Source organism: Ruegeria sp. HKCCD6428 (assembly GCF_013110595.1).
Lineage (GTDB): Bacteria > Pseudomonadota > Alphaproteobacteria > Rhodobacterales > Rhodobacteraceae > Ruegeria.
This window is the reverse complement of the sequence record NZ_WVQX01000001.1, coordinates 413,732-435,511: the sequence shown is the minus strand read 5'-3', so window position 1 is coordinate 435,511 and position 21,780 is coordinate 413,732. Positions and strand designations below refer to the sequence as shown.

The window sequence follows — 21,780 nt, the reverse complement described above, 5'->3', positions numbered from 1 at the left end:
GCCTAACACATGCCCATCAAAATCCCATCGGAACTGCCTGCTTTTGACGTCCTGACCAAAGAGGGCGTCATGGTCATGGACGAAGATCAGGCAATGCGTCAGGACATCCGCCCACTGCGCATCGGATTGCTGAACCTGATGCCCAAGAAAATCCAGACCGAAAACCAGTTCGCGCGCCTGATCGGGGCAACCCCGTTGCAGATCGATCTGTCTTTGATCCGCATGACCGAACACCGGACCAAGAACACCGCCGCCGAGCATATGTCCGAGTTCTATCGCCCGTTTCAGGAGATCAAGGATCAGAAATTCGACGGCCTGATCATCACCGGCGCCCCGATCGAACATCTGGAATTTCATGATGTCACCTATTGGGACGAAATCAGCGAGATCTTCGACTGGACCCAAACCAACGTACATTCCACCTTTGGTGTGTGCTGGGGCGGGATGGCGATGATCAACCATTTTCACGGTGTCAAAAAACACATGCTGGACGCAAAAGCCTTTGGGTGTTTCCGGCATCGCAACCTGGATCCGGCGTCTCCGTTCCTGCGCGGTTTCTCGGATGACTGCGTAGTTCCGGTCAGTCGATGGACGGAAATGAAACAGGATGAAATCGATCGCGCACCCGGGCTGAGGACCCTGTTGGGCAGCGACGATGTCGGCCCCTGTCTGGTCGAAGATCCCGACCATCGCGCGCTGTATATATTCAATCACTTCGAATACGACAGTGATACGCTGAAACAGGAATATGATCGGGACGTCAGCAACGGCACGCCTATCAACGTGCCGATAAACTATTACCCTGATGATGATCCATCCAAAACGCCGCAGAACCGGTGGCGCAGTCATGCACATCTGCTGTACGGCAACTGGATCAACGAAATCTATCAGACCACGCCTTTCGACATAACGAAAATTGGCCACTAAAGCCCTGATATCCCTTGGCTTGGCCGTTCTGGGCCTTGTCATACTGACAACCTGGCGCAGCGCCCGGAACGAAGCGCTGGCCGAGGCGGCTTTCCCCCCCGAGGGTCGGTTTCTGGATGTGGGCGGCATCGCCGTGCACGCCGTGGTCATGGGGGACGGCCCTGATGTCGTTCTGATCCATGGTTCCAGCGGGAACACGCGCGACATGACCTTTGCGCTGGCCCCCATTCTGGCCAAGTCATACCGCGTGATCGTTTTTGACCGACCGGGCCTGGGCTATTCCGAAAGCTTCAATCCGGATGGCGAAACCATCATTGAACAGGCGGATATCCTGCAACGGGCGGCGGCTCAGCTTGGTGCGGAAAAACCCATCGTGGCCGGGCAGAGCTATGGCGGATCGGTCTCGCTGGCCTGGGCCGTGACCCGACCCGAGAATATCTCGGCTCTGGTTCTGATCGCCCCGGCCGCTATCCCATGGGAAACGCCCTTGGATGGGTTCAACCGGCTTGCGTCAACCACGGCGGGCAATCTGCTGGCCTTGCCCTTGATCAGCTCGTTCGTGCCCGAATGGTACGTCACACAGGCGTTGGACAAAGTTTTTGCACCGCAAACGGCGCCCGAAGGTTATGCGGAACATTTCGGGCCCGGGCTGACGATCCGGCGTGGCTCGATGCATGCAAACGCCAAGCAGCGCGCCAACCTGCTGGACGAAATTACCCGACTGCAACCCAGATATAGCGAAATCTCCGTTCCGACGGAAATCATCCACGGAACGGCCGACGACACCGTTGGTCTTGAATGGCATTCTGAACGCCTGATCGAACAGATCCCCGGGGCCGAGTTGATCGAGCTACCGGGTGTCGGCCATATGCCACAGGTGGTCGCAGCGCCCGAGGTTGCCGCCGCGATAGATCGCGCGGCGCAGCGCGCGGGTTTGCGTTAACCCACGCTCTAATCCATAGTCAGATATGGATTTTATCGCGAGGTGACATATGGCCCGGTCAGGAAAAGGTTCTATCGAGAAGTATTTTCAGAAAGACGCGCCCAAATCTGTACGGGAAGAGATTCAAAACGCGAAAAAGGGCGAAATTCTGAACCCGACCTACCCGTATTCCGAAAAAATGAAGACCAAGGATTATGATGAGCAGATGGACCTGCTTCAGATTGAATTGGTCAAAATGCAATCCTGGGTCAAGGAAACCGACCAGCGGGTTGCCATCATTTTCGAAGGCCGCGATGCCGCCGGCAAAGGTGGCACCATCAAACGGTTTCGCGAAAACCTGAACCCGCGCGGCGCGCGCAACGTTGCGCTGGCCAAACCATCAGACGCCGAACGCAGCCAATGGTATTTTCAGCGCTACATCCCGCATCTTCCCGCCGCAGGAGAGATCGTGTTCTTTGATCGCAGCTGGTACAATCGAGGTGTCGTCGAGAATGTCTTTGGCTTCTGCACTCAGGAACAGCGTGAGAGGTTCTTCCGTCAAGTCCTGCCGCTTGAAACGGGCCTGGTGAATGACGGCATCCATTTGTTCAAGTTCTGGCTCAATGTCGGGCGCGCAGAACAACTGAGCCGTTTTCTGGCGCGCGAAAACGACCCTTTGAAGCATTGGAAGCTCAGCGCGATCGACGTCGCAGGGCTGAACAAATGGGATGAATACACGCAGTCGATCTCGGAAACCCTGACCCGGTCGCATTCTGATGCCTGCCCGTGGACAATTGTGCGTTCTGACGACAAAAAACGCGCGCGCCTTGCGGCCATCCGAACGGTTCTGCATGCCTTGGACTATGATGAGAAGGACAAGAAGAGTATCGGCGAGATTGATGCCCGTATCTGCGGTGGCCCGGATATGTGGGAGGCATAAATTGTCTCTCTGCCCTGCCCCGTCGATGGCTTCTCGATCATGTATTGGACGACAATGCGTCGGTGGTCTATGTCCTTGTCTTTCAACACGCAATCAATGCAACTGAGGCCGGGATGACGAAACGCGGTTATCACCACGGAAACCTGAAGCAAGCCCTGATCGAGGCTGCCTTGTCCCTGATCGAAGACAAGGGCCCGACCGGTTTCACGCTGTCCGAGGCGGCCAAAACCGCCGGTGTCACGCCTGCCGCCGTCTATCGTCATTTTCAAGGGCGCGAGGACCTGATTGCCGAAGCCGCACGGCAGGGGTTTGAGATGTTCGCAGACCTGATGCAATACGCCTATGACGAGGGACAGCCTTCAGCCCTTGCCGCTTTTGAAGCAACGGGGCGTGCATATCTGGCCTTTGCGCGCAAAAATCCCGGGCATTACATCGCCATGTTCGAAAGCGGGATTTCCCTGAACCGGACACCCGAACTGTCCTTGGCAGCCAACCGGGCGAAGGCTGTTCTTGAAAAAGCGGCCGCGGACCTGTCCCAGCATATTCCGCCTGACAAGCGCCCGCCCGCATCGATGTTCAGCGCCCATATCTGGGCGATGAGCCACGGAGTCGTCGAGCTGTATGCCCGAAATACCGGCGCAACTTCGCCTTTTCCTCCCGAAGATTTGCTGGAAAGCGGTATCGGCATCTACCTGCGCGGTTTGGGCCTGATCCCCCAGGACGAGTGACGCGGTCAGAACGAGCGACTTCCCTGAGGCATACTCAAGCCCGATGTCACATTGATCAGATCCATCTCACCCATGCCCTTGATATCAACGCACCCAAGTTCCGAGACCTGAAACTCGTCAATTAGGGCATATTTCATCTCTTCCGGGGCCACGATGTTCATGGGGTTGGCAAAGACCTGCAACCGGGACGCGATGTTTACGGCAGGGCCAAACACGTCATAGACATATTTCTGAATGCCCACGACCGATCCGACCGCCGCACCCATCCCCAATCCGATCCGCGCCTGCCACTTATGCGGATGGCTTTCGTTGCGGCGTTCGAGATAGCGCAGGAACCTTACCGCACAATGCGCCACGGCGGTCGCATGATCCGGTGTTGGATCTGGCATACCTGACACGGCCAGATAAGCATCTCCGATCGTTTTGATCCGCTCACACCCGAATTGTTCCACGATCCGGTCAAAGGCCGTGAAGATGTCGTTCAGTTCACTCAAGGTGACCGTCGGGTCGGTCTTGGCCGCAAAATCCGTGAACCCGACAAAATCCAGCATAACTACCGAAACCTGCTGATACAGCTGCGGTGTGACAACGCCGAACGTCTTGAACTCTTCGTACACGGCTCGGGGCATCAGGTTCAGCAACAGCCGTTCCACTCTTTCCTTTTCGCGCTCAAGCTCTCGGGTGTTGCGCTCGACCATGGTGGAATAGCTGTCGATCATGCTTTCCAATTCTCGAATGCGGGTGATGTTCTGACATTCCACAATCAGCACCTGCTCGGACAAGCCATTGGCCAATGAGACCGTGACAGCAAAGATCAAGGTCCTGCGTTTCGGCTTTATCTGCAATTCGACCGAGTACCGAAGGCCTGACTGCTTTACATCCTCAAGTTCCTTAGGGTCGAGATCCGACAGAACGTCGCTTAGGGTACTCCCCTGTTCAGGAGTGCCGAACCATTCCGTGAAAGGCCCGTTGTGAAAAACGAATTGCAGGTCGGATGCGCGCACCACGGCGACGCCGACTCCGATCGCACGCAGCAATTGCTCGTTTATCGCCAGAATGCTCATGCCGCGTTCCGAGTGACTATGATCGAACGTTTGCCTTCGATTGCGGTCAGCGCAGTTTTGATGTCTCCATCGGACATGCCATGCTGACTCAGCGCGCCGCCAAACAGCTCGGCCATGACGTCGAACTCGTTGTGCGAAATGTTTAGATGCCGATGAACTGCTTCGATCCTGTCATCACTGAAGGATGCGGGTCCGCCAATCAAAGACGAGACGAACTTGGTTTGATGGTCGATCAGGCGCGGCATATCAATGTCTTCGAAATGATGGCCGATCTCATCCGAATCCAAAGCCATTTCATAGAAGGTCATCACGACCCGGCTGATCGTTTTAAAACCGCCATATTTTTCATAAAGTGTCTGTGCCACACGAATACCCGCGCGTTACCAATCAATAACCCCACAACTTTATATCAAATCGATATTTTTGTTAACGCTTATGATTTTCTGGCCCGGAAGGATCCAAAACCGTCTTTCCGCACAGGAAAACCTGCCAGAGCATCGCTGAGGCCGAAGAGGACCCTTCATACGTTCTTTGAGAATGGGAAACGAAGGAAAGTTACACCAAGCAGGATTATCTATTGACTGATCCTAAAGCGCTCTGATGGGCTGGGCCGGATCAGCTTTGAACGCAAGCAGCCCGCCCTTCTGGAGGAAATTTTCCTCTGGTCCCCCCAGAAGTAGCCGTTCAAAGAGAATTTGGTTTCAATACGGCGTGTCGTCATGTTCACATGCAAAAAATGGCTTAACCATCGAAAGGACCAAAAGTGCAGGAACATGGATATGCGTCCGGGCGACTGAATCTTCCTTTTGTCGGAATATCGACCTTCGCAAAATCTCCATATGTCGAGAACTGGGACAAAATTGACGCCGACGTTTGCGTGCTCGGCGCGCCGTTCGACTTTGGAACTCAGTGGCGCCCCGGCGCGCGTTTTGGTCCTCGGGCCGTGCGAGAGGCATCGACACTTTTCAGTTTTGGCCATGCCGGCGCCTATGATCATGAGGATGACGCGACCTATCTGGACAGCTCGGTTCGGATCGTCGACCTGGGCGATGCGGATATCGTCCACACCAAGACCGAGACCAGCCACAAGAACATAGCCTTTGGCGTGCAGAAAATTCTCGAAGCCGGGGCACTTCCGCTGGTGATTGGCGGTGATCACTCGGTCAACATCCCCTGCATTTCCGCGTTTGAAAGCGACTGCGCCGAAAACGGCCCGATCCATGTTGTTCAAATCGATGCGCATTTGGACTTTGTAGATGAACGTCACGGCGTCACCAACGGACACGGAAATCCCATGCGCCGCGCGATCGAGAAAGACTATGTTTCAGGGATGACCCAGCTGGGCATTCGAAACGTATCGTCCACCGCCAAGGAAGGGTATGACGACGCGCGTGCGCGCGGATCGGACATCCTGTCCGTGCGGCAGGTTCGCAGGTTGGGAACAGAGGCCGTTCTTGACCGCATTCCCGAAGGCAAACGGTACTATGTAACGATCGATATCGATGCGTTCTGCCCCTCAATCGCGCCAGGAACCGGCACTCCAAGCCACGGAGGGTTCTTGTACTACGACGTTCTGGAAATCCTTCAGGGGCTGGCGAAAAGGGGTGACGTGGTGGGCATCGATCTGGTCGAGGTGGCCCCCGCCTACGACCCCACTGAAAGCACTCAGATTCTGGCGGCGCAGCTTCTGTTGAATTTTCTGGGTTTCATTTTTCACGAACGTGCCCGACGCGCGTGAAAAGCGGGTGGAGCGGAAGCTCCACCCAAAACCTCAGGCGTCGATAATGTTGTGTCCCGGCCCGTAGGGGAAGCCTGTGATGTTTTCGGCTCCGTCTTCGCCCACCACCAAAATATCGTGTTCCCTGTAACCGCCTGCACCGGGCTGGCCTTCGGGGATCCACAGCATCGGCTCGATCGAGACCACCATGCCGGGTTCCAGCACTGTGTCGATGTCTTCGCGGAGTTCCAGACCGGCTTCGCGACCATAGTAGTGGCTCAGAACACCAAACGAGTGCCCATAGCCGAAGGAACGATATTGAAGCAGGCCTTCGTCGGCAAAGAACCGGTTGATCTCGGCGGTGATACCGGAACATGTGGCACCGGGTTTGATCAGGCTCAATCCAAGTTCATGCGCGGCCACATTGGCCTTCCACAGGCGCAGGCTGTCGGCATCCGGCTCGCCCAGAAACAGGGTCCGTTCCAGGGCGGTGTAATAGCCCGAGATCATCGGAAAGGTGTTCAGCGACAGGATATCACCTTTTTGCAACGCGCGTTTGGTGACCGGGTTATGCGCGCCGTCGGTGTTCAAACCCGACTGAAACCAAACCCATGTGTCGCGGTATTCGGCATCCGGATAGGCCCGCGCGATTTCCACTTCCATCGCGTCTCGACCAGCCATCGCGATTTCGATTTCGGTTGCGCCTTCGCGGATTGCGGCATGGATCGCAGCAGCACCCACATCGGCCGTGCGCGCTCCACCCTTGATCAATTCGATCTCTTCAGCGGATTTGATCATCCGCGCGGCCATGGTGTCGGCCGCGATGTCAACCAACTCTGGCTTGTCCAGCGTGTTCAGCGCCGTGTCGCGCGCTGCAAGCGTCATGTGGTCGCCTTCGATGCCGATCCGCTTTGCATTCCCGATCAGACTTGCAACTGCCCGCCAGTAGTTGTCGCGTTTCCAGTCCGTATAGATCACATTGTCTTCAACCGACCGGCGCCAGGGTTGCCCGGCATCAATATTGGCAGAAACGGTGGTGCATTTGTCCTGGGTCACAACGCAGCCATAGGGGCGCCCGAACGCACAGTACAGAAAGCCTGAATAATAGGCGATGTTCTGCATCGATGTCAGCAGCACTACCGGTATATCCCGCTGGGCCATGATCGCGCGCAGCTTGCCAAGACGGCGGTCATATTCGGCTTTTCTGAACGGCAACGGGGCCTTGTCGCCATTATGGCAGGTGAAGAACTGAGGGCGGTTAGAAATGTCAGTCATCCTTGGTCTCTCATCTATGCCGGGCATGCATTTTCCCGGCCACATGTCCCGGCGTTCAGGACAGGCGGTCTCGGGGTCCGAGAGCCGATCACCTCCGTAGTCGCCGCGACGCCATCGCAGCGGAGATGAACAGGTGAATCGTTAGATCAGACGGTTTGCTGCGTCAAGCGGGTGAAAGGCCCCGCAGACGCTCCGACCGACGCCGCAACAGTTCAACCGTCGTCAACAGGGCAATGGATAGGACCACAAGGATTGTCGCGACCGCCAGAATGGTTGGACTGATCTGTTCCCGCAGGCCGGTGAACATCTGCCACGGCAATGTCTTTTGCGAGGCGGAGCCCACAAACAAGACCACGACCACTTCGTCGAACGATGTGATGAAGGCAAACAGGCCGCCCGAGATTACGCCCGGTAATATCAACGGCATTTGTATCTTGAAGAAGGTCCTAACGGGCCCTGCGCCCATATTGGCCGCCGCCCGTGTCAGAGATCGATCAAAGCCCACCAGGGTCGCCGTCACGGTGATGATCACAAAGGGAATACCCAGCACTGCGTGGGCCAGGATAACTTTCAGATAGCCTACGAAGTTCTTGTTCATGCCAAGTGTACCTTCGAGGAAACGTCCGATATCACTGTAGAAAAAGAACATACCCGTCGCCGAGATGATCAGCGGAACAATCATCGGCGAAATCAGAATTCCCATGATCGCACGGCGTCCTGGAACGTGAGACTGGCTGAGCCCAATGGCGGCCAGCGTTCCCAACGTTACCGAAATAACCGTCGCAATCGGCGCGATGATCAGCGAGTTCTTGAAGCTGCGCTGCCATTCGTTGTTGGTGAAGAAATCTCGGTAATGCTTCAGCGAATAGCCTTCCGGATCAAGCCGCAGCATCTCGGGCGTGAAGGTAAAGAAGTCCTGCGCGTTGAAAGACAACGGCAACACCACCAGAATCGGCGTGATCAGAAAGACGAAGATCGCACCACAGATCACGCGAAACAGGTAGTGATAGAAAACCTGTTGCGCCGTGAGATACGGCAGCAGTTTGCGCCTATACCGCCCCTCGTACAACCAATAGATAAACCAGGCGAAAAACCAGCCGCCGAGCAGCCCCAATACACCGCCCATCAACCCGGCCACTAAAAAACCCACGACACCGAATCCGAAGATATTGATCAAGCGTGCGAGGTTTTCGTTCTTCACGATATTTATGTAGACCCAGGCCAGCCCCGCGATCAGGACGGCTCCACCCAGTATGCCCAGAAGGACCGAACCATTTCCGGCCCCGACGAAAATGCCGGCAAATGCCCCGGCTAGTGCGACACTGGGCAAAACCATGGACATGGGTTTGCGGGATATCGGTGTCAGTGCTGCCATCTTGATTATCCCAACTTCACGTTATCGATGCCCACGATCTTGTCGTAGACCCAGTAGAGCAACAGCACGACCGCCAGAAGGATCGTACCCAAGGCCGCAGCCAGCCCCCAGTTCAGTGAGGACGAGATGTGATAGGCAATCCGGTTCGAGATGAAGACGCCCTTGGTGCCGCCCACGATCTCGGGCGTGATGTAGTACCCAATCGCCAGAATGAACACGAGGATCGAACCGGCACCGATTCCGGGCACGGATTGCGGGAAGTAGATGCGCCAGAACGTCGTCCAGTTCGTTGCACCCATGGATTTGGCCGCACGCGTGTAAGACGGCGGAATGGTCTGCATCACCGAATACATTGGCAAGATCATGAACGGCAAAAGGATGTGTGTCATCGCGATGATGGTGCCGATCTGGTTGTTGATTATGATCAGGCGAGCGTCATCAGCGACCAGCCCCAACCAAACGAGGGTATCGTTAATAACCCCCTGTTGCTGCAACATGACCTTCCAGGCGGACGTTCGAACCAGAAGGGACGTCCAGAAGGGCAAAAGGACAAGTATCATCAACAGGTTCGATACCCGCATCGGAAGTGTCGCCAACAAATAACTGACAGGATAAGCAAGCAGGATACAAGCACCTGTTATTACGAGCGACATGAACAGAGTACGTCCAAAAAGCTTTATCAGGATTTGCTTGTCTTCGGGTTGGGCCTGTGCGCCTTCCGGGGTTCTGCGCATATCGACGGCATTCAGGAAGTAACCATTGGTAATCGCTGGTGAGTGGGTCTTGATCACTCGCCAGGTTTGCGGATCTCCCCATCCTTCGTGAATCTCGATCAACTTTTCCTTGAAAGGCCCATCCGTTTCAGGATCCAGTTTTTTGATCTGACGCCCGGATTTGCGGAACAGCGAAGACATACCTGTTTCTTCATAGTTCAGACGCGAACCAAGGCGAGTGTGTTCTTTGTTTTCGACCGCAACGACCATATCGCGAACGAAAGCATCGTAAACCGCTTCATCCGGAAGCTCGCCGCTTTGAGCATCCCAACCCTTCAGAGTTTCCACAGTAAGTGGAAGGGTTTCCGACACCATGCTGTTTTCCACCGAACGAAACAGCATCGACGCAATCGGCACGATGAAGGAAAACATGACGAACAGCAGAAGCGGAGCGACGAGCATCAACGCCCGCAATTTCTGCCGCCGCAGTGAACGTGCCAGCGATTGCTTGAGCGGCGTTCCGTCCGCTGCCAGCATCGGCCCTGCATTTTGGCTTGCGTCAGTCATCTGTGCCCCTTGGCTCTGCTTGAGTCTGAGGGCGGCGAGCCGCCCTCGACTTTTTCATGAAAACGCGCGCTTATTGCGCCAACCAAGCTTGGAACTTGGCTTCGATGTCGTCGCGGTAATCCGCCCAGAACTCGTAGTTGTAAAGGAACGTGTTCTTGGCGTTTTCCGGATCGGTTGGCATATGGGGCGCCATATCGATACCCAATTCGGCATGCTTACCCACCAGCGGAGCCGACGATGCACGGGCCGGACCGTACGAGATGTACTTGGCCTGATCCGCCAGACGCTGGGTATCGGTCGCGAACATGATATAGTCCAGCGCGCGCTGCTGACGCTCTTCGCTCAGACCAGCAGGGATGATCCAACCGTCCAGGTCAAAGATTTGCGCGTCCCACAACATGGCAACGGGCTGCTTCTGCTCTTCGATCACGCTGAACAGACGACCGTTATAGGTCGAACCCATGACGATCTCGCCATCAGCCAGAAGTTGCGGTGTATCCGCACCAGCGGACCACCAGACTACGCTGTCTTTGATCGTGTCGAGCTTGGCAAGCGCCTGATCCTGTCCTTCCGGAGTGGCCAGAACGTCATAGACATCGTCCTTTGCGACGCCATCGCACAACAGGGCCCATTCCATGTTGTTGATCGCACGCTTTTCAAGCGAACGCTTGCCCGGATAGGCTTCCAGGTCAAATACGGCGCAGACATCGCTGGGCGGAGTGTCTCCGACCAGATCGGTGCGGTAACCAAAGGTGGTTGAATACACGATCTGCGGGATAAAACAGTCGCTGACCAAAAGGTCGCCGAAATCTTCGGAGGCAGGTGTGCCATCCGGCGCGGGGGCAAGCTGGGTGTCAAAGTCGATTTCCAGCGCAAGACCTTCGTCACACAGACGAATTGCGTCTGCGGCCACAACATCAACCACATCCCAGGTGATGTTGCCGGCTTCGTTCATCGCGCGCAGTTTCGCAACTGCTTCGGCCGAGCTGTCATCATTCAGGATGGTGACACCTGTCTTTTCCGAATAGGGCTCGTGATACGCCTTAAGCTGCGATTTGGAATAAGCGCCGCCCCAGGAAACGATCGTCATTTCCTCTGCGAATGCACCCCCAGCAACTGCCCCAAGTGCCGCTGCTGTCAACAATGTTTTGGTTGTCTTCATGAATTGCTCCCAGTTTTTCCCGTTTATGTGTGTGGTCGGCTGATGCACGGGTTTTCACCAGCCGGTCCCTCAGTGAGGTCGCGCTTGTTCCGCGCGACTTGGCCTATGCGTCGAGCGCACGACAATCCTGAGCCAGCCAGCCGATCTCGATCTCCTGCCCCGGGGACAGGCGGATTGCGTCTGGCGCGTTCCGGGTCTTGACGATGAACTCATCATTTCCGGCAACGGACATGCGGAAACGGAACACGTCACCCATGTAAATGAATTCCTTGACGGTTGCCTTCAGCGTATGTGCATCGGCGTGCAGGCGATCCTTGTTGAATTCTACCCGCTCGGGCCGGATCGATACTTTTGTCCGTTCGCCGGGTTCGCGAACATTGATCGGAACAGCGTCAATTTCCGAGCCATCATCCAGCTGGACGAGGCATGTATCGCCATCAATCGTCTTGATGACGCCTTCCATTGTGTTGTTTTCCCCGATGAACTGCGCAACGAAGCTGTTTTCCGGTTCTTCATAGAGCTGATCGGGCGGTGCAAGCTGCTGAATGCGGCCATCGTCGAACACGGCAACACGATCCGACATGGTCAATGCTTCGGTCTGGTCATGCGTTACATAGACCGTGGTAATCCCCAGCTCATGCGCGAGACGCGTGATTTCGAACTGCATATGCTCACGCAGTTGTTTGTCCAAAGCGCCCAGAGGTTCGTCCATCAACACCAGTTCGGGTTCAAAAACCAAAGCGCGCGCCAAGGCTATTCGCTGTTGTTGACCGCCAGACAACTGAGCCGGGCGTCGCCCACCAAACGCACCCATCTGAACCATGTCCAGGGCGCGCTGAACCTTTTCATCCCGTTCAGACTTGCCCAATTTGCGAACTTCCAAGGGGAATGAAAGGTTTTCGGCCACCGTCATATGCGGAAACAGGGCGTAGTTCTGGAAGACCATGCCAATCCCACGCTTGTGTGGAGGGATATTGTTGATGGGCTTCCCGTCAAGAAGGATTTCGCCATGTGTGGCGGTTTCGAATCCGGCAAGCATCATAAGGCAGGTAGTCTTTCCAGACCCGGACGGCCCGAGCATGGTCAGGAATTCGCCTTTAGGCATTGCAAGGTTGAGATCTTTGACAACGAGATTCTCGCCATCATAAGATTTTTGTACGCGTTGGAATTCAACAAACGCGGCATCAGTATTTGTGTCGGTCACAAGACCCCCTGTTGCGTCAAATGATTATCCGAGAGTTGCGGATTTCATTGATCTGTAGTCAGCAGTTAAGACCATGCAGTAGGCACTTGGCAACATTAGATGACGCTTTTGCGAATATTCATATCATATTTGCTGTTTCAATCAGCAAGATTGAGGCGACCCATATGCCATGCAAGACTTTGATTGCTTGAAAGAACAGGCTTACCAATCCGTTTGCGAATCTCAGGGATTGCTTCAATGGTCCGAAGGTTGGTGCAGCTAATGAATACCGCTTCTACCGACGGATCAGATCCCAATTCTGTCGCAGCTTCGATCACGGACTGCACCGAAATCCGAGCAACCTTTGCCTCTTCGGCCTGCCCGAATGTCCCGAAAACATCCATGGTTATTCCGTTTTCTGAAAACGCGGCACGCAGCGGTGCGTTGACCTCTTCGATGTAAGGCGACAGCATCGCAAACCTGGACACGCCAAGATCCGCGGCGCAGGCCGTGGCCGCGCGCAAAGGGTTCGTAACCTCTTTTGTATTGCACGACTGTTTGACAAGTTCCTCCACACGCTCTGATCCAATGACGGAACTTGCTGACGTGCAGCCATAACCCACCACCCGGAAAGGACGCGCGCTGGGCAGCAATCCCGCCGCCGCCGGAAGGGCCTCTTCCATCTCGGCCAGGCTTTCCGGTGTCACTTCAATGCCGCTGGGTATCCGTGTTACATACAACGGGTTTTTCCGGTCCGAGAAAATCTTGCTGAATTCCGGCTCGATCGTCTCGTCGACCTGAAGAACAATCAATCCAAGCGGCGGGGCTTGCGGGTCGTCCTCGTCAAGCGTGTATGGCACGTAGGTCATAGCTGGATCATCTCCGGCCCGATACGCGGGCTGATAAAGCGCGGAACATCGTCTGTTACGACGATGTTTTCTTCGTGAACCAAGATCTTGCCACCAACGGCAATGCCCGGCTCCAAGGTCAGCACCATGCCTGGCTCAAGAACTGTCTGGTCCGTCGGGATGAGCGACGGCCATTCGGTCAGCGACATTCCCAACCCGTGCCCCAACCGACCGGCATCTGTGCTTTCGGATGCCTTGGTCAGCACGGCGTTCATGGCATGAAACAGCTCTGCTGCGGTGGCGCCGGGGCGGGCAATCTCGAAAGCAGCATCAGACGCCTCAATCAGCCTGGCGTAAGCAGATTTCACGTCCGGATTTGCTGGGCCGACCGACCAGTTGCGGTCGAAGTCACTGAAATAGCCATCCCAGACCAAGCCCGTATCAAGCATCAGTACATCGCCATCCTCCAAGGGGGACGAAGACGCCGGCGATATTACGTCAGAGTAACCGCCCTGCTCTGCGCCACCTGCGAGATACGGCACCCAGTCGGCACCCTCTTCCAGACAGAGTATCTGGAAACCGCGAAATACTTCATCCAAAGGCACGCCGGCCCGAGCAATCTCGGGAACTCGGGCAAAGGCCCGGCCGGCTATGGCGCATGCGGTTTCGATCTTGGCGATTTCCGCCTCGGATTTGACCATGCGAAGTTGGCGCAAAATACCGTGATCTCCGGTGATGTGGCGCGAACCGAGCCTGTTTCGCAGGCGTTCAATATCCGACACGGGCATACGCGCGTGCGTCTCGTGACCATCGGGCATTCCAATACGGCCTTTGAGGGGTGTCAATTCCGTCAGGGCATCCGTTAAAAGCGAGACGCCGTCATCCTGAAGGTCGGGTGAGCTCCATGTTCGGATGTCGTCGATCCAGGTTTGCCCCATCAACGAGGCGCCGATCGAGGGGATAACCGCAACCGGTTTACCGGCCACAGGCAGGATCAGGAACCACGGGCGGGTCGGGCTTTCCCAGAATCTGGTCAGGTATCCGGTAAAGTAACGCACGTCGGTTTCCGTGGTCAGCAGCAGCGCCGACAGGCCAGCGGCATTCATCATCACCTGTGCGCGTTCGGTGCGCGCTGCGAACTCTTCTGGCTCGAACCCTCTCATCCGGCGACCTCAGAGGTGGGGCGCCGCATGCAGGCTGAACCGTTGAAACGACACCGCTTGAATGGCCCGGTGCTATGGCCTGTTCGGTGTAGATTGATATCGGCTTTCATGCAGCCCCCTGAATTTTCGTTCGTTGACGTGAGCGGATCGGTAGGGTTCTGTCAACCAAAGTCTTTTGTTGACCGGAGGCGCCAATGACCCACTCTGATCCAGCCTTCAGCCGGGCGGAATATGATCGCCGTCTTGCCAAGACCCGAAAGGCGATGGCCGCAAAGGGAATTGACTGCCTTTTTGTCGAAGACCCCTCGAACATCGGATGGCTCACCGGGTACGAGGGCTGGTCTTTTTACGTTCACCAGGGTGCCTTGATCTTTCTTGACGCGGACCCGATCTGGTGGGGGCGCCGGCAGGATGCAAACGGTGCGCTGCGCACGGTGTGGATGGGGGACGATCGGGTTTTCGGATACGCGGATCACTTCGTGCAGTCGACCACACGGCATCCAATGCAGGATCTGGCCAAACTTATTGCGGACTGCGGACACGGCCAAAGCCGAATTGGGGTGGAACTGGACAATTATTACTACTCGGCCAAAGCCCATATTACTCTGACAACGGAACTGCCCGGGGCAACCCTGATCGATGCAACGGCCTTGGTCAACTGGCAACGGGTCGTGAAATCCGACGAAGAAATCGCCCTGATGCGCAAGGCGGCCCGGATTTCAGAGTTTGTGACTGACGGCGTGCTTGAGCGCGTTGAACCCGGCCTGCGCAAGAACGAGCTGGTCGCTCAGATCTACCATGACGCAATCACGGGCGTCGGTGATGACTGGGGGGATTACGCAGCCATCGTCCCACTTTTGCCGTCCGGCTCAGACGCCGCCGCGCCGCATCTGACCTGGAATGGAGATGTGTTCAAATCGGGCGAATGCACCTTCTTCGAGCTCTCTGGCTGCTATCGCCGATATCATGCTCCGTTCTGCCGATCGGTATTTCTGGGTCAGCCGCCTGATTATCTCAAAAGGGCCGAGGCGGCCTTGGTTGAAGGGTTGGAAGCAGGCCTGGAGGCTGCGCGCCCCGGCAATCGCGCGAAGGATATCGCCAAAGCGCTGGCGGCGCCTCTCGAACGTGCGGGGATCGAACGCGGTGCTCGCTGTGGCTATCCTGTCGGCCTCAGCTATCCTCCGGACTGGGGCGAACGCACGATCTCGCTGCGGGACGAAGACAATACGATCCTTGAAGCTGGCATGACATTTCACTTCATGCCCGGGCTCTGGATGGATGATTGGGGGCTTGCGATCACCGAAACCATCCTGATCAAGGAAAACGGTCCCGCAGAGTGTCTGTGCAAACGACCACGCAAAGTATTCGTCAAGCCCTGAGTGGTGCACGAACGATCCTACGCCCGCGCCTGATCAAACACGTATCTGTTCAAGCAACCAGTCCCGAAACAATGCGGCCGCCGGATTGCTGGCATCGGCGGAAAGATAATACCCTTCGTTGCAGTCGACAGTGCTGTCATGTGCGCTTTCGACAAGACCGGTTATCATCGCATGTTTCGCCAGGAACTCGCTGATCAGGGCAACCCCGCTGCCATGAACCGCCAATTGAAGCGCCATGCCGAACGTATCGACGAAAACGGCAGGCTGCCGCTGTACGCCCTGCTTGTCGAACCACGTCTTCCATCCGCTTGAAGTGCCGACTGCCTCTATCAATGGAAGGTCAAACGGATCCCCTGCAAGCGTCGGCGCCTTAAGAGCGACAAGCCTGTCCGGCCACAAACGTTCGGCCCCCCTGCCCACTTGTTTTTCCGATCCGAACCTGACCTGAACGTCAGCTTGCGACGCGTGAAAATCGTCAGGCCAGATTGCGCTGAGCAGCCGCACGCTGATCTCTGGATTGCGGGTGGTGAAGTCCGCGAGGTTTGGGGCGATGACCCATTGCGCGACGCTGACAGATGTGGCCACTGTCAGGACATCTCCTGGTGCGCTTGCGTCGGCCCTTCCGGCGGCGGCGGCAAGCGCCTCAAGCGCACTGCCGACTTCGGGCAGCAGTTTCCGCCCTGCATCCGTCAGGGCCAGACTGCGCGGATGCCTTATGAAAAGCGCTGTCCCCAGACGCATCTCAAGGGATTTCACCTGCTGACTGACAGCCGATTGGGTCAGGCCGATTTCCTCGGCCGCCGCGGTAAAACTCAGGGTCCGGGCCGCCGCCTCGAAGGATCGGAACCAGGTCAGGGGGGGAAGTGATTTTGCCATTGATCAAGTTATCCATTAATCTTTTTAATGCGAAAGCACATAATTCAATCATTTGTCAAAAACCACACCCGTTTCTACTTTCTCCCAGCGCGACAGGAGAGGTGTGATGAAGCCGGAAATACGCAAGATTGTTACCTACGACGAGGAAGTTCTTGTCGAGGGATTTCGCCCTGCGGAAATCCCATGGCGCATGTTCTCCGTGGCCGCAGTGATCACCAATCCCTGGGCGGGTCGATATGTCGAAGACCTCAAACCGGAAATCCACGCATATGGCCCCTTACTGGGAAAGATGATGACGGACCGCATGATCGCGTTGGCCGGCAGTGGCGACGCAATCGAAGCCTATGGCAAGGCAGCCGTCGTCGGGCTGAATGGCGAGGTCGAGCACGCCTCAGGCATTATTCACACCCTTCGGTTCGGCAACCACTACCGGCAGGCTGTCAGCGCGAAATCCTATCTGGCTTTCACGAACACGCGCGGCCCCGCAAATGCGCCGATCATGGTGCCATTGATGGACAAAAACGATGCCGGGCGGCGGTCTCACTACCTGACCGTTCAATTCTCGATCCCGGACGCACCGCGCGACGACGAAATTGTGGTGGTACTGGGGGCGGCAACATCGGGCAGACCGCATCACCGTATCGGCGACCGGTATCAGGATCTCAAGGATTTGGGTCATGACGTGGACAACCCGGCCGCGGTCTGAAATCGGCGGGCTGGCCGCCATCCAGGCAGGCACAGGTCCGGACATCCTGTTGCTGCACGGGGTTGGCCTGCGGGCCGAAGCCTGGCGCGCGCAGTTGGACGGGTTGGCCTCTGAGGCTCGCCTGACGGCGCCGGACATGCCCGGTCACGGCGAAAGCCCGCTGAGATTTTTCGGTACGGAACTGTCGGAATACAGTGATGCAGCACAGAACGTGCTGGGCAATCTGAACGGACCGGTCCTTGTTGTCGGCCACTCGATGGGCGCGATGATCGCGTTGGACCTTGCCAGCAAGGCGCCCGACCGGATTTGCGGTGTCGTGGCAATGAATGCCGTTTTTGAACGCAGCGCAAAGGCCGCGCTGGCGGTTCAGAAACGTGCGGCGGGACTGGATGGGGAAACACCGGTTGACCCAACCAGCACGCTGCGCCGGTGGTTTGGTGACATCGGTTCGCCTGAACGTGATGCCTGCTGCGAATGGCTGACGGCCATGGATCCGGCTGCTTACAAGCTGGCCTATACGGTTTTTGCCCAAGGCCAAAATCTGCGGCGCGACGCGCTGGAGAAACTCGCCTGCCCCGCGCTGTTCATAACCGGCAGTCAGGAGCCGAACTCCACCCCAGACATGTCGCTTAAAATGGCTGAAATCACCCCGAACGGCCGCGCGCTGATCATCGATGGGGCGGCCCATATGATGCCGATGACACATGCAAGTCAGGTCAACGCCGCCATTTCCAGCTTTCAAAGCGAGGTGCAATCATGACCGAAATTGACCCCCGCGATCTCCGGCGGGCATTCGGCAAATTCATGACCGGCGTGACCGTCGTTACCACGCGCAGCGCCTCTGGTACGGCCCTGGGCTTCACGGCAAATTCCTTCACTTCGGTTTCGCTCGACCCGCCGCTGTTGATCGTTTGCCCCGGCAAGAACTTGTCTTCATACGGCGAATTCTCGACCTGCACCCATTTCACGGTGAGTGTTCTGGCCGAGGGGCAAGAGGATGTGTCCAACACTTTCGCCGGCTTCAAAGGTGACCGGTTCGCCAAAACCGACCATGACCTCGACGCGCGAGAGATCCCTTTGATCAACGGCGCGGTCGCGACATTTTCCTGCCGGACCCATCGGGTGATCGAGGCAGGAGACCATTGCGTTCTGATCGGACAGGTCGAAACCTATTCCCACAACGACCGCCCGGCGCTGGGCTACGCGAACGGGCGGTACTTCAGCCTTGGGCTGGAACGGGGCGCGCTTGAACCGACGGGGCGCAGGATCGTCTGTGGCGCAATCATCGAACACGAAGGCCGCGTGCTGCTTGAGAAAACGGATGCCGGTTTCAGGCCGCCGCAGGTCACATTGTCCGACCGTCGACAGTTGCGCGACAGCCTTTGGCAGGATCTGCATGATCGTGGCATCGACGCACGTCTCGGCGTGGTCTACTCGGTCTATGACGATGCCACAGCGCATCATGTCTACATATTGGGAAATGCGCCGGAACTTCCCAAACATGGCAAGCTTGAGGCCGTCGCGATTGAAGACCTGGCAACCCTTAGCTACTCGACGGCGCCAATCACCACCATGATTTCTCGTTTCGCGCTGGAAAGCCGAACCCGCGACTTCTCACTGTATCTGGGCAGTGCGCAGCAAGGCGACGTGCACAGCTTTTCTGAAAGGACCTGATGGATGGAGTTTTCCCTTTTCGCACACATGGAACGGCTGAGCCCCGATCAACCCCATGAGAAGCTGTATGAAGAATTCATCGCGCTGTGTAAAATGGCCGATGAGGCGGGAATGCGCGCCGTCTGGACCGGCGAGCACCACGGGATGGACTTTACGATCGCGCCCAACCCTTTGATGTCTTTGGTCGATATCGCACATCACACCAAGAATGTGCGGCTTGGCACGGGTACAGTTGTTGCACCATTCTGGCATCCGATCAAACTGGCGGGCGAAACGGCTGCGGCGGACCTGATAACAGGCGGACGTATCGAGCTGGGCATCGCCCGCGGCGCCTATTCGTATGAATATGAACGGATGATGCCGGGAATGGATGCATGGGATGCTGGCCAGCGCATGCGAGAAATCGCGCCGCTTTTGCCCCGGCTGTGGGCGGGTGACTGTGACCATGATGGAGAGTATTTTAAATTCCCTGCTACCACCTCGGCCCCCAAACCGGTGCAACCCGGCGGGCCACCGATCTGGATCGCAGCGCGGGATCCGAACAGTCATGAATTCGGTGTGCAGAACGGCTTTAACATTCAGGTCACACCGCTCTGGCAGGGCATGCATGAGATTGAAACGCTAATGGGCCGCTTTGAAGATGCATGCGCAAACCATGAGGGGCCGCGCCCCAAGATCATGCTGCTGCATCACACTTACGTTGGCAGCGACGATGATGATCTGGGTCAGGCCGCTCGGGATTTGTCGCGCTTCTACAACTACTTCGGGGCCTGGTTTCAAAACAAGCGACCAGTCCGGCAAGGCTCGATCCAGACGTTGACGGATGAAGAGATGGCGGCCAACACGATGATGGCACCGGAAAACCTGGCGCGCGATCTGACTGTCGGCACCCCGGATGGGGTCACGGAACGTCTGAAACGATACGAAGATCTGGGCTATGATGAGTATTCGTTTTGGATAGACAGCGGTATGAGTTTCGAACGCAAACGCGCATCGCTGGCCCGTTTCATCGACGACGTCATGCCAAAGTTTTAGTAAGGATCGATGATGCATCAGAAACCACACTTCCAGCTTTATATCGACGGCGCGTGGACCGAAGGGGCACGCGGGCAAGTGATGCATTCGCAAAACCCGGCGACGGGCCAAGACTGGTCCAGTTTCGCCTGCGCCGCACCCGAAGACGTTGACCGCGCCGTGTCCGCCGCGCGTCGGTCACTTGATGATCCCGCGTGGCGCGACATGACGCAAACCGCACGCGGCAAATTGTTGTTCAAACTTGCCGAACTGATCGAGGAAAACGCCGGACACCTGGGCCAGCTTGAGACCACAGACAGCGGAAAGCTGCTTGCCGAAACCGCAAGCCAAACAGCCTATGTCGGTGACTATTATCGATATTATGCAGGGCTTGCGGACAAGATCGAAGGGGCGGTTCTTCCGATCGACAAACCGGACATGCACGTCTTCACCAAACGCGAACCGATTGGCGTGGTGGTCGCAATCGTCCCCTGGAACGCACAGATGTTCCTGACCGCAACCAAGCTTGGCCCCGCGATAGCAGCAGGTTGTTCGGTCGTGCTGAAGGCCTCTGAAATTGCGCCCGCTCCGATGCTGGAATTCGCACGGCTGATCGATGAAGCCGGCTTTCCGCCCGGTGTCGTCTCTGTCATTACGGGGGATGCCGAAAACTGCGCCATTCCGCTTACCCGTCACCCGGACGTGGACCGGATCGCATTCACCGGCGGCCCGGAAACAGCGCGCCATGTCGTGCGCAATTCGGCTGAGAACTTTGCGGTGACCACTTTGGAACTGGGCGGGAAATCCCCGATCATCGTCTTTGAGGATGCCAATCTGGATGGCGCCGCCAATGGTTTGATTGCGGGAAATTTCGGCGCCTCGGGTCAAAGCTGCGTGGCCGGCTCGCGCGGGTTGATACATCGCCCGATACTGGAAGCGCTTGTTGACAAGATCGAAGAGAAGATGAAGGGCGTCGCAATCGGCGATCCATTGGAAACGGCCACCCATATTGGCCCGCTCTGCACCGCAGCTCAGGTGGAAAGAATTCAGGCGACTTTGGCGAAAGCCACAGAACAAGGCGCACGCATCCGCTTCGGGGGAAAACCTCTGAACCGGCCGGGCAACTTTCTGGCCCCTACGCTGGTGGAATGTGCGAGCCCAGAGACCGAGACGCTGAAGGTCGAAATGTTCGGCCCCGTGATGTCTCTGCTGCCATTCGATACGGAAGAAGAAGCGATCGCATTGGCCAACGACTCGCAGTTCGGGCTTGGGTCTGGCGTTTTCACTGAAAAGGTCGCCCGCGCCCATCGGGTTTCATCCCGTCTGAAATCGGGAATTTGTTGGATCAACACGTATCGCGCAGTGTCCCCGATTGCTCCGTTTGGCGGCTACAATCAATCCGGCTATGGTAGGGAAGCCGGGATCGAGGCAATTCACGATTACACAAGGACCAAAACCGTCTGGCTGAATACGTCGGAACAGCCAATGTCGAACCCATTCGTCATGCGGTGACAAGATCTTGTAGCATTGTTTTGTCAAAGGCGCCG

21 protein-coding genes are annotated in these 21,780 nt (G+C 56.7%); 11 read left to right on the top strand and 10 right to left on the bottom strand.

What is annotated here, in order from left to right:
* Positions 1–9: 9 nt before the first annotated feature.
* The 4 genes from metA (at position 10) to GS620_RS02065 (ending at position 3,517) form a co-directional block, all read left to right on the top strand.
* Positions 10–927: a homoserine O-succinyltransferase gene (metA, locus tag GS620_RS02080; RefSeq protein ID WP_171613844.1), complete on the top strand. Its 918-nt coding sequence runs from the start codon at positions 10–12 to the stop codon at positions 925–927.
* A complete protein-coding gene (locus GS620_RS02075; RefSeq protein ID WP_171168397.1) occupies positions 917–1,870 on the top strand; it encodes an alpha/beta fold hydrolase in 954 nt (317 codons plus the stop codon). The genes metA and GS620_RS02075 overlap by 11 nt, the downstream gene beginning before the upstream one ends.
* Positions 1,871–1,919: 49 nt before the next feature.
* The gene (gene ppk2 / locus GS620_RS02070) at positions 1,920–2,789 is read left to right on the top strand and encodes a polyphosphate kinase 2 (RefSeq protein WP_171613842.1); all 870 of its coding nucleotides are present in this window, start codon (positions 1,920–1,922) and stop codon (positions 2,787–2,789) included.
* Positions 2,790–2,902: 113 nt separating this feature from the next.
* Positions 2,903–3,517, top strand: coding sequence for a TetR/AcrR family transcriptional regulator (locus GS620_RS02065; protein WP_152457804.1), 615 nt, complete (start codon positions 2,903–2,905; stop codon positions 3,515–3,517).
* A gap of 5 nt (positions 3,518–3,522) precedes the next feature.
* On the opposite strand, the gene GS620_RS02060 is transcribed toward GS620_RS02065, so the two are convergent.
* A complete protein-coding gene (locus tag GS620_RS02060; protein WP_152457803.1) occupies positions 3,523–4,581 on the bottom strand; it encodes an adenylate/guanylate cyclase domain-containing protein in 1,059 nt (352 codons plus the stop codon).
* Positions 4,578–4,946, bottom strand: coding sequence for a group 1 truncated hemoglobin (locus tag GS620_RS02055; protein WP_171613840.1), 369 nt, complete (start codon positions 4,944–4,946; stop codon positions 4,578–4,580). Before GS620_RS02055 ends, GS620_RS02060 begins: the two co-directional genes overlap by 4 nt.
* A gap of 398 nt (positions 4,947–5,344) precedes the next feature.
* Between GS620_RS02055 and speB the strand changes: the two genes are divergently transcribed.
* Complete coding sequence (gene speB / locus GS620_RS02050; RefSeq protein WP_171613838.1) at positions 5,345–6,319, top strand: agmatinase; 975 nt, start codon at positions 5,345–5,347, stop codon at positions 6,317–6,319.
* A gap of 33 nt (positions 6,320–6,352) precedes the next feature.
* Here speB and GS620_RS02045 read toward each other — a convergent pair whose 3' ends face one another.
* From GS620_RS02045 to GS620_RS02015, 7 genes are all read right to left on the bottom strand, one after another.
* Positions 6,353–7,573, bottom strand: coding sequence for an aminopeptidase P family protein (locus GS620_RS02045; RefSeq protein ID WP_171613835.1), 1,221 nt, complete (start codon positions 7,571–7,573; stop codon positions 6,353–6,355).
* A 163-nt stretch (positions 7,574–7,736) separates the two neighbouring features.
* Positions 7,737–8,948 (bottom strand): ABC transporter permease, encoded by a 1,212-nt coding sequence (locus GS620_RS02040; protein WP_171328621.1) that lies wholly within the window; start codon positions 8,946–8,948, stop codon positions 7,737–7,739.
* Between the two features lie 5 nt (positions 8,949–8,953).
* Positions 8,954–10,228 carry an ABC transporter permease gene (locus GS620_RS02035; protein ID WP_171613833.1) on the bottom strand — a complete coding sequence of 425 codons (1,275 nt, stop codon included), beginning with the start codon at positions 10,226–10,228 and terminating at the stop codon, positions 8,954–8,956.
* Positions 10,229–10,298: 70 nt separating this feature from the next.
* Positions 10,299–11,390: an extracellular solute-binding protein gene (locus tag GS620_RS02030; protein WP_171204651.1), complete on the bottom strand. Its 1,092-nt coding sequence runs from the start codon at positions 11,388–11,390 to the stop codon at positions 10,299–10,301.
* 103 nt (positions 11,391–11,493) lie between these two features.
* Positions 11,494–12,594, bottom strand: a complete 1,101-nt coding sequence (locus GS620_RS02025; protein WP_171204650.1) for an ABC transporter ATP-binding protein — start codon at positions 12,592–12,594, stop codon at positions 11,494–11,496.
* Between the two features lie 137 nt (positions 12,595–12,731).
* Complete coding sequence (locus tag GS620_RS02020; RefSeq protein WP_171613831.1) at positions 12,732–13,442, bottom strand: aspartate/glutamate racemase family protein; 711 nt, start codon at positions 13,440–13,442, stop codon at positions 12,732–12,734.
* On the bottom strand, positions 13,439–14,584 hold the full coding sequence (locus GS620_RS02015) for a Xaa-Pro peptidase family protein (RefSeq protein WP_171613829.1): 1,146 nt from the start codon (positions 14,582–14,584) through the stop codon (positions 13,439–13,441). Before GS620_RS02015 ends, GS620_RS02020 begins: the two co-directional genes overlap by 4 nt.
* Before the next feature lie 194 nt (positions 14,585–14,778).
* Between GS620_RS02015 and GS620_RS02010 the strand changes: the two genes are divergently transcribed.
* Positions 14,779–15,963: a M24 family metallopeptidase gene (locus tag GS620_RS02010; protein WP_171204649.1), complete on the top strand. Its 1,185-nt coding sequence runs from the start codon at positions 14,779–14,781 to the stop codon at positions 15,961–15,963.
* A gap of 33 nt (positions 15,964–15,996) precedes the next feature.
* Here GS620_RS02010 and GS620_RS02005 read toward each other — a convergent pair whose 3' ends face one another.
* Positions 15,997–16,839 carry a LysR family transcriptional regulator gene (locus GS620_RS02005; protein WP_171328631.1) on the bottom strand — a complete coding sequence of 281 codons (843 nt, stop codon included), beginning with the start codon at positions 16,837–16,839 and terminating at the stop codon, positions 15,997–15,999.
* A gap of 106 nt (positions 16,840–16,945) precedes the next feature.
* Here GS620_RS02005 and GS620_RS02000 point away from each other — a divergent pair, with 106 nt between their 5' ends.
* Genes GS620_RS02000 through GS620_RS01980 form a run of 5 tightly spaced genes read left to right on the top strand, consistent with a single transcriptional unit; the run spans position 16,946 to position 21,745 of the window.
* Positions 16,946–17,545, top strand: coding sequence for an amino acid synthesis family protein (locus GS620_RS02000; RefSeq protein WP_171613827.1), 600 nt, complete (start codon positions 16,946–16,948; stop codon positions 17,543–17,545).
* Entirely contained in the window at positions 17,517–18,305 is a 789-nt protein-coding gene (locus GS620_RS01995; protein ID WP_171613825.1) for an alpha/beta fold hydrolase, read from the top strand. Before GS620_RS02000 ends, GS620_RS01995 begins: the two co-directional genes overlap by 29 nt.
* On the top strand, positions 18,302–19,219 hold the full coding sequence (locus GS620_RS01990) for a flavin reductase family protein (protein WP_171116239.1): 918 nt from the start codon (positions 18,302–18,304) through the stop codon (positions 19,217–19,219). The genes GS620_RS01995 and GS620_RS01990 overlap by 4 nt, the downstream gene beginning before the upstream one ends.
* 3 nt (positions 19,220–19,222) lie before the next feature.
* Positions 19,223–20,254 carry an LLM class flavin-dependent oxidoreductase gene (locus tag GS620_RS01985; RefSeq protein ID WP_171613823.1) on the top strand — a complete coding sequence of 344 codons (1,032 nt, stop codon included), beginning with the start codon at positions 19,223–19,225 and terminating at the stop codon, positions 20,252–20,254.
* 12 nt (positions 20,255–20,266) lie between these two features.
* Entirely contained in the window at positions 20,267–21,745 is a 1,479-nt protein-coding gene (locus GS620_RS01980) for an aldehyde dehydrogenase (protein WP_171613821.1), read from the top strand.
* Positions 21,746–21,780: the final 35 nt, after the last annotated feature.

What these genes read in the sequence shown, in the direction of transcription:
- metA (WP_171613844.1), top strand. Translation starts at nt 10, where the DNA reads ATGCCCATCAAAATCCCATCGGAACTGCCTGCTTTTGACGTCCTGACC.
- ppk2 (WP_171613842.1), top strand. Translation starts at nt 1,920, where the DNA reads ATGGCCCGGTCAGGAAAAGGTTCTATCGAGAAGTATTTTCAGAAAGAC.
- GS620_RS02065 (WP_152457804.1), top strand. Translation starts at nt 2,903, where the DNA reads ATGACGAAACGCGGTTATCACCACGGAAACCTGAAGCAAGCCCTGATC.
- GS620_RS02060 (WP_152457803.1), bottom strand. Translation starts at nt 4,581, where the DNA reads ATGAGCATTCTGGCGATAAACGAGCAATTGCTGCGTGCGATCGGAGTC.
- GS620_RS02045 (WP_171613835.1), bottom strand. Translation starts at nt 7,573, where the DNA reads ATGACTGACATTTCTAACCGCCCTCAGTTCTTCACCTGCCATAATGGC.
- GS620_RS02040 (WP_171328621.1), bottom strand. Translation starts at nt 8,948, where the DNA reads ATGGCAGCACTGACACCGATATCCCGCAAACCCATGTCCATGGTTTTG.
- GS620_RS02035 (WP_171613833.1), bottom strand. Translation starts at nt 10,228, where the DNA reads ATGACTGACGCAAGCCAAAATGCAGGGCCGATGCTGGCAGCGGACGGA.
- GS620_RS02030 (WP_171204651.1), bottom strand. Translation starts at nt 11,390, where the DNA reads ATGAAGACAACCAAAACATTGTTGACAGCAGCGGCACTTGGGGCAGTT.
- GS620_RS02020 (WP_171613831.1), bottom strand. Translation starts at nt 13,442, where the DNA reads ATGACCTACGTGCCATACACGCTTGACGAGGACGACCCGCAAGCCCCG.
- GS620_RS02015 (WP_171613829.1), bottom strand. Translation starts at nt 14,584, where the DNA reads ATGAGAGGGTTCGAGCCAGAAGAGTTCGCAGCGCGCACCGAACGCGCA.
- GS620_RS02010 (WP_171204649.1), top strand. Translation starts at nt 14,779, where the DNA reads ATGACCCACTCTGATCCAGCCTTCAGCCGGGCGGAATATGATCGCCGT.
- GS620_RS02005 (WP_171328631.1), bottom strand. Translation starts at nt 16,839, where the DNA reads ATGGCAAAATCACTTCCCCCCCTGACCTGGTTCCGATCCTTCGAGGCG.
- GS620_RS02000 (WP_171613827.1), top strand. Translation starts at nt 16,946, where the DNA reads ATGAAGCCGGAAATACGCAAGATTGTTACCTACGACGAGGAAGTTCTT.
- GS620_RS01995 (WP_171613825.1), top strand. Translation starts at nt 17,517, where the DNA reads ATGACGTGGACAACCCGGCCGCGGTCTGAAATCGGCGGGCTGGCCGCC.
- GS620_RS01990 (WP_171116239.1), top strand. Translation starts at nt 18,302, where the DNA reads ATGACCGAAATTGACCCCCGCGATCTCCGGCGGGCATTCGGCAAATTC.
- GS620_RS01985 (WP_171613823.1), top strand. Translation starts at nt 19,223, where the DNA reads ATGGAGTTTTCCCTTTTCGCACACATGGAACGGCTGAGCCCCGATCAA.
- GS620_RS01980 (WP_171613821.1), top strand. Translation starts at nt 20,267, where the DNA reads ATGCATCAGAAACCACACTTCCAGCTTTATATCGACGGCGCGTGGACC.